Consider the following 7008-nt stretch of genomic DNA (forward strand, 5'->3'; position numbering starts at 1 on the left):
CCGTGCTGCCAGGTGCCGGAAGTCATGACCGGGGGTCATGGTCTAGAGCAGGCCGAGGTCCCTCGCCCGCAGCGCGGCCTGGGTGCGGTCGCGCGCGCCGAGCTTGCCCAGGACGTTCGTGACGTGGTTCTTGACCGTGCCTTCGGCGAGGAACAGCGCCGCGGCGATCTCCCGGTTGCTGCGGCCGTCGGCGAGCAGCCGCAGCACGTCGAGTTCGCGCTCGGACAGCGGCACCACCAGCGGCTGGGGCCGCGGTTCCGGCGCCTCCGGCAGCTGCGCGAACCGCGCGACGACCTTCGCCGCCACCGAGGGCTGCAGCACGGACTCACCGCGGGCCGCGGCCAGCACCGCCTCGACCAGACGGGCCGACGAGACGTCTTTCAGCAGGTAGCCGACGGCGCCCGCGCGCAGGGCGGCGAAGACGTCTTCGTCGTCGTCGAAGGTGGTCAGCGCGATGACCCGGACGTTCGCGTGTTCCGCGCGCAGCCGCCGGGTCGCGGCCACCCCGTCGAGGACCGGCATGCGCAGGTCCATCAGGACGACGTCCGGTGCCAGCTCGGCGGCTTCGCGCAGGGCTTCGGCGCCATTCCCGGCTTCGCCGACGACGTCGATGCCGTCGTGGGTGGCGAGCAGGGTGGCGAGGGCTTCGCGGAACAGGGCCTGGTCGTCGACCAGCAGGACGCGGACCGGCGTCATCCGGGGATCTCCATGGTGAGGGCGCTGCCGCGGCCGGGGGTCGAGGTGAAGGCGAGTTCGCCGCCGAGGTGGGCGGCCCGTTCCCGGAGCCCGATCAGGCCGAAGCCGGTCGCCGCACCGGCGTCGCCGCCGCGGCCGTCGTCGCGGACTTCGACCCGGACCGCGTCGGCGGCGTAGCCGAGCACGACGTCCACGGTTGCGGCGCCGGCGTGCTTGCGGACGTTCGTCAGGCCTTCCTGCGCGGCCCGGAAGAGCGCTTCGCGCCGGTCGTCCGGGAGCGGGCGTTCGGTGCCGGTCACCGTGAACCGGGTGGCCACACCGGTCGCCGACGTCTCTTCGACGAGGGCTTTCAGCGCCTCCGGCAGCGGCGGGACCGGCCGCGGTTCGCGCAGCGTCCGCACCGAGCGGCGCACCTCGGCCAGCGCGGTTTCGGCCTGCTCCTGCGCCTTCGCCAGCACCTCGTCGGCCTTGCCGGGATCGGTCGGCAGCACCGCCCGCGCGGCCTTCACCTGCATCTGGACGACGGTGAGCGAATGCCCGAGCCCGTCGTGGATGTCGCGCGCGACCCGGTTGCGCTCCTGCGCCGTCGCGAGCCGCTCCGCCTGAGCGGCGTGGTCACGGAGTTTCGCGTGCGCTTCGGCGAGTTCGGCGCGCGAGCGCTGCTCCCGCAGCAGCAGTTCGGTGATGATCGCGGCGAACAGCACCGACATGAGCGTGCCGATGCCTTCCCGCAGGCCCTCGCCCAGCGACATCCCGAGGTGCACGAGCGGGACCACGGCGATGACGAGCGCGATCGCCGGCCGCGGCAGGCGCAGCAGCACGCACTGGCTGACCAGCACGACCAGGAACAGCGTCGTCCCGACGCCGGCGTCGATCGTGAAGAGCACGAACGCCAGAGGCAGCTGGACGGCGACGTAGGCCGCACTCCACGCGAGCCGCTCGCGCCCGCGCACCCAGCCGAAGGCCACCGTCGCGAGCACGGCGAAGACCGCGCCGAGCACGAGGGCGAGCCGGGGTTCCCCGGAGCCGAGGACCCCGAGCACGATCGAGAGGAGGGCGCCGCAGGTCAGCACCCCGAGGGCCCGGTTCATGCGGTCACTGTGGAGGCTGCGGCGCTCCGCGGTCAACCACGAAAGCGTTCACACGGCCGTTCGAAGCCCCGGCGCTTACGCTGGGACCAACGGCGAGGCCGATACGGGGGTTTGACATCGATGTCAGTGCTCTGGGGCGTGTCCTTCGACGCCACTCCGCTGTCCGGGGTCGTGGTCGAGTTCCTCAAGACGGCGCACCGCTTCGCCGCTCGCGGGCACCGCGTCCACCTGGACCTCGGGTACGACATCAAGGCCGACAAGGGCGCGTTCTTCCGGCCCTACCGCGACGAGGCCGAGCTGCTGCCGGCGTGGGTCACGCTCGACCGCGTGGCCGGGGTCGAGGAGATCCGGGGCTACGACCGCGAGTTCGTCGAAGCGGTGCTCACCGGAATCGTCCAGGCCGGTGCCGACACGCTGCGGCCCGAAGTCGACCGCATCGCGAGCGAGCTGGCGGACCGGATCGTCGCCACCTGGGAACGGCTCGGCGTGACCGTGGTGATGGTGGAGAACGGGACCCTGCCGGAGAACGTCGCCTACACCGAGGCGCTGTACCGGGCGATCGACCGGTACGGCGCGCGCCACCGGCTCGGCCGGTTCGTGTTCTGGCGCGACCACGACCTGATGTGGCAGAGCGAACCCGGGATCGCCAAGTACGGCGCGTTCCCGTACCCCGGCGTCCCCGCGCCGCGGAACTCCCCGCACATCCACTACTTCGCGCTGCACGAGCAGGCCAGGGCCCGGACCCTGGACTGGGTGCCGGAGCTGGCGAACATCGACGTGCTGCCCAACTCCTTCACCATCGCCCCCGCGCGGGCCGACGAGCGCAACGCCGCTTTCCGGCGCGACCACGGGATTCCCGAGGGCGTCCCGCTGCTGGCCCGGATCACCCGGATCATCCCGCAGAAGCGCATCGACCGGGACCTCCACCTGCTGGCCCTGTTGCCGGGTGCCTGGCTGTTCGTGGCCGGAGACACCGGCGAGACGCTCACCGAGCACGCCCGGCTCGTCGAGCTGGCGGACCGCCTCGGGGTGCGCGACCGCGTGGTGTTCGGCGGCTGGCTGACCCCGTACGACACGGCCGTCCCCGGCCGGTACTCCGTGCGCGACCTCCTCGCGCACGCGAGCGTCGTGTCGTTCCTGACTTCCTACGACTACGAGAGCTACGGCAACCCGGTCAGCGAGGCGATCGCGTCCGGGACGCCGTACGTGACGAGCGGGTACGAGCTGTACGACGTCGTCTACGGCAGCCAGGGCTTCCGGGCGCCGGTGCTGGACATCCGGGCGCGCGACCTGCCGGACGCGGCGTTCGCTCGTGAAGTCGCCGAGCTGATCACCGACGAAGGGAAACGGGCGGACGTGGTGCGGGTGAACTCGGAACTCGGGCAGGCGCGGTTCGGCACGCGGGTCGTCGACGACCTGGTCGACCGGCTGTACCCGCCGCCGATGGGCGCGGCGACCCGGCTGAGCGTCGTGCTGCCGGTGTACGACGAAGCCGCGAACCTGCCGGAGGTGCTGCGGACGCTGCACGACCAGCGCGACGGCGACGCGCCCCTGGACAAGAGCCGGTACGAGGTCGTGCTCGTCGACAACAACTCCACCGACGACACCGTGGCCATCGCGCACGCCTTCGCGGCCGCGCACCCGGACCTGGCCCTGCACGTCATCCGCGAGCCCGAACAGGGCGTCTCGTGCGCGCGGCGGGCCGGGATGGACTTCGCCGCGGCCCGCAGCCGGAACCGGCCCGACAGCGACCCGGGGGAGCGGTTCCACCTCGTCTCCGCCGACGCGGACTGCCGGGTCGACCCGCACTGGCTGAGCGAACTCCTGGACGCGATGGAGACGACCAAAGCCGCCATCGGCGTCTGCGACTACCACTACAACGCCGAGCACTTCACCGGGCGGCCACGGCTGTGGGACGCGATCCAGCGGACGCTGCGCTGCCGCGCCGTCACCTTCGCGCTCTTCGGCGGCTTTCCCGACGGCAAGGGCTTCGCCGTGGAGCGCGACGCCTACGAGCGCGCCGGCGGCATCGAGATCTTCTACCAGCTGCAGGACGGGAAGTTCGTCAACCACCTCTCCGACGACTGGGACTTCGGGATCAAGGTCGCCAGCGGCGGCGACGCGATCACCTACGCACCGCGCTCGCGCGTCGAGATCAACCCGCGCCGGGTCGACCACGCCATCGACGAGGTCATCGCCGGCCGGGCCTACGGCTCGGACGGCATCATCGTCATGCGCGACATCCGGCCGTCGGCGCCGTCGGAGCCCACCGACCTCACCGAAGCCGAGGCGAAGCAGGCGTGGGAGTTCTCGATCAAGGACTTCACGCCGAAGAACACCATCCTGCCGGTGCTGCTGACCCCCGCGCTGCTGGAGGACGACGCCGTCGTCGCGTTCTTCGGGCCCGATCTCGCCGCGCGGCTGGCCCGGCGGATCAGCGAGATCCGGCACGAGATGCGCGTCGTCGACTTCACGCCGATCCACGCCTACAAGACGCCGTCGTACCGGCTGTACTTCGAGTTCGCCGACGAGCTGTTCGCCTGCCTGCGGCGGCACGTCGGCGAGGACATCGGCCACCCGCCACCGCTGCCGCCGTGCCTGGCGGAGGTCCCGGCGGAGCGGTTCGCGGAGTTCGTCCGTTACTACTGCGAGGACCGCGAGTCGGGCGAGGCCCACAACTACTTCGGCAACGGAGGGGTGTTCTGATGACCCTGGGCTATGAAGAGGCGATCGGCTCGCTGCACACGATCGACCCGGCGTGGCCGCGGCCCGCCGTGCTCGACGTCCTCGAAGCACCCGAGAACCGGCACCTGCTCGACTTCGTGCAGGAGGACCCGTTCGGGGCGCACGTGTTCCCGGGCAACGTCCCCGGCTCGCCGTCGGAGTTCCTGCGCGACCTCGACGAGCAGCTGGCCGATTCCCCGGGGCCGATTCACCTGTGGTCCTACATCCCCACCTGCGCCTACCGCTGCCGGTTCTGCCAGTACCCGGTGGTGCTGGTCAAGGGCAAGATCGAGAAGGCGGCACACTGGGTCGACCTCAACATCGCCGAAGCGCGGCTGTGGCTCGACGCCGTGCCCCACCTGCGCGCCGCCGAGGTGGGGGAGTTCAACGTCTTCGGCGGCACCCCGTCGCTGCTGCCGGAGCCCGAAATCCGCCGCCTGCTGGAGTTCTACCGGTCGAACTTCGGCTTCACCGCCGGCACGACGATCCGCTTCGAGGGCGACCCGAGCACGTTCACCCCGGCCAAGCTGGCGCTGCTGCGGGAGCTGGGCTGCACCAAGCTCTCCAGCGGTGTCCAGTCGTTCGACGACCACGTGCTCGAGCTCTGCGGGCGCGAGCACAGCGCGCAGATGTGCGTCGACTTCGTCCGCAACGCCACCGCGGCGGGCTTCGAGTGGGTCAGCATCGACCTCATGTACGGCCTGCTCGACCAGAGTCTCGACAGTGTCCGCCGCGACCTGGACGTCGTGCTGGAGAACGAGGTCACGGCGGTGGTGTGCACGAAGCTGCACCTGGCCTCCTACAGCGACACCCGCACCGGCGTCACCGGGGAGAAGCCCGCCGCGTGGCAGCTGCCGTCCTACCGGGACAAGCTCGTGCGCGACGGGCACCGCTGGCCCACGCTCGGCGAGCAGTACCAGATGCGGGAGCTGCTCACCGAAGGCCTGCGCGCGGCCGGGTACACCGAACACCCGACGATGTACTTCGCGCGCGACGGCCTCGGGCCGGAGAAGTGGAAGTCCATCATGGTCGATCAGGACAAGCAGGAGGCCGAGGTCGCGATCGGGCTGGGCGGCAGTTCGAGCTGCCGCGCGTCGGAGGCGATCACCGACGTGAACTCCCGCCGCTACCCCGAAAGCGTGCACTCCGGCCGGATCCCGCTGGGCTCGGCGACGCGGTTCACCCCCGAAGCCCAGGAGGCCCGGGCCGTCAAGATGGCGCTGACGACGTTGCAGCCACTGCGGGATTCCCTGCACCGCGAACGCTTTCCGGGGCGCTCGCTGTTCGCGGAACCGTGGCTGGGCAAATTCCGTTCGCTGGCTTCGCGAGGCCTCGTCCGGTTGGAGCCGGACGTCGTCGAGCTGACCCCGGCCGGGGAGGTGCTCGTCGAGGCGATCATCACCACCGAACTCTGAAGATCACCGCATCGGGTGACACCCGCCTCGCGGGGAACGAAAACGGCAGGCAGCATGGGCTGGAGGATCTGCTGCTACCGAGATCGGAGCCCGGATGAACCGAACCGTGGCGGGACAGCGGCTGTCGGGAGCGGCCGCGCTGGCGGTGCTCGCGGCGGTGGTGGTCGCGACGCCCGCCCGAGCCGACTACTCGCTGGCGGACACGAACTACGCGGGCAGCCAGATCGCGCGCCACGAAGGCGTCCAGGGCGCTCCGCGGGCCGACGCGGCCGGGCAGACGCTCGGGCACGACGTCAGTGGGCACCAGGGGCCGGTCGACTGGCCGGCCGCGGCCGGCGCCGGGGCGAAGTTCGCCTACGTCAAAGCGACCGAGGGCACCGGGTTCGTCAACCCGCAGTACGCGCAGCAGTACGACGGCGCGCACGCGTCGGGCATCATCCGCGGCGCGTACCACTTCGCCCGCCCGGACGTCTCGGGCGGCGCCGAGCAGGCGACGTACTTCATCGCCCACGGCGGCGGCTGGCGCGCGGACGGCACCACCCTGCCCGGCGCGCTCGACATCGAGTACAACCCGTACGGCGACGTCTGCTACGGCAAGAACCCGGCCGACCTGACGGCGTGGATCGCCGACTTCACCCGCACGTACCTGGCGAAGGTCAAGCGCAGCGCGCTGATCTACACGAGCACGGCGTGGTGGAAGCGCTGCACCGGCAACACCGCCCGCTTCGGGAACACCGACCCGCTCTGGCTGGCCCGCTACGGCCCCGACGTCGGCGAACTGCCCGCGGGGTGGGCGAAGCAGAGCATCTGGCAGTTCGCCCGGGGCGGCGGCCTGCCGGGGGACCAGAACTACTACAACGGCCCGATCGGCCGGGTACAGGCCCTGGCCAAGGGCTAGTACTGCAGGGCGAGATCTTTGTTCGGTGCGGCCGAAGAGCGCCTGCCAGGACAATCCTGGACGCCGACCTGCCGATCTGCCGCAGCTGGTCGTGAGTGGTAATTCGGGTTAGAACCCGAATTACCACTCACGACCACCAGCCACGGCAAACGGTGACCTTGGTTCCCCAGGTCACGCACACAAG

General features: G+C 71.1%; 5 protein-coding genes. 3 read left to right on the forward strand and 2 right to left on the reverse strand.

The annotated features are described in order from the left end of the window. Positions 1–42 precede the first annotated feature (42 nt). Together ACLJQF_RS29930 and ACLJQF_RS29935 are read right to left on the reverse strand one after the other, a co-directional pair. On the reverse strand, positions 43–696 hold the full coding sequence (locus ACLJQF_RS29930) for a response regulator (RefSeq protein WP_410613670.1): 654 nt from the start codon (positions 694–696) through the stop codon (positions 43–45). Continuing rightward, on the reverse strand, positions 693–1787 hold the full coding sequence (locus ACLJQF_RS29935) for a sensor histidine kinase (protein ID WP_410613671.1): 1095 nt from the start codon (positions 1785–1787) through the stop codon (positions 693–695). The genes ACLJQF_RS29930 and ACLJQF_RS29935 overlap by 4 nt, the downstream gene beginning before the upstream one ends. 120 nt (positions 1788–1907) lie before the next feature. On the opposite strand from ACLJQF_RS29935, the gene ACLJQF_RS29940 reads away from it, so the two are divergent. From ACLJQF_RS29940 to ACLJQF_RS29950, 3 genes are all read left to right on the forward strand, one after another. Further along, positions 1908–4493, forward strand: coding sequence for a glycosyltransferase (locus ACLJQF_RS29940; protein WP_410613672.1), 2586 nt, complete (start codon positions 1908–1910; stop codon positions 4491–4493). Then, the gene (locus ACLJQF_RS29945; protein WP_410613673.1) at positions 4493–5926 is read left to right on the forward strand and encodes a radical SAM protein; all 1434 of its coding nucleotides are present in this window, start codon (positions 4493–4495) and stop codon (positions 5924–5926) included. The genes ACLJQF_RS29940 and ACLJQF_RS29945 overlap by 1 nt, the downstream gene beginning before the upstream one ends. 94 nt (positions 5927–6020) lie before the next feature. After that, positions 6021–6824, forward strand: a complete 804-nt coding sequence (locus tag ACLJQF_RS29950) for a GH25 family lysozyme (RefSeq protein WP_410613674.1) — start codon at positions 6021–6023, stop codon at positions 6822–6824. The last annotated feature ends 184 nt before the right edge of the window (positions 6825–7008 follow it).

This window comes from Amycolatopsis sp. lyj-109 (assembly GCF_046548995.1).
GTDB lineage: Bacteria > Actinomycetota > Actinomycetes > Mycobacteriales > Pseudonocardiaceae > Amycolatopsis.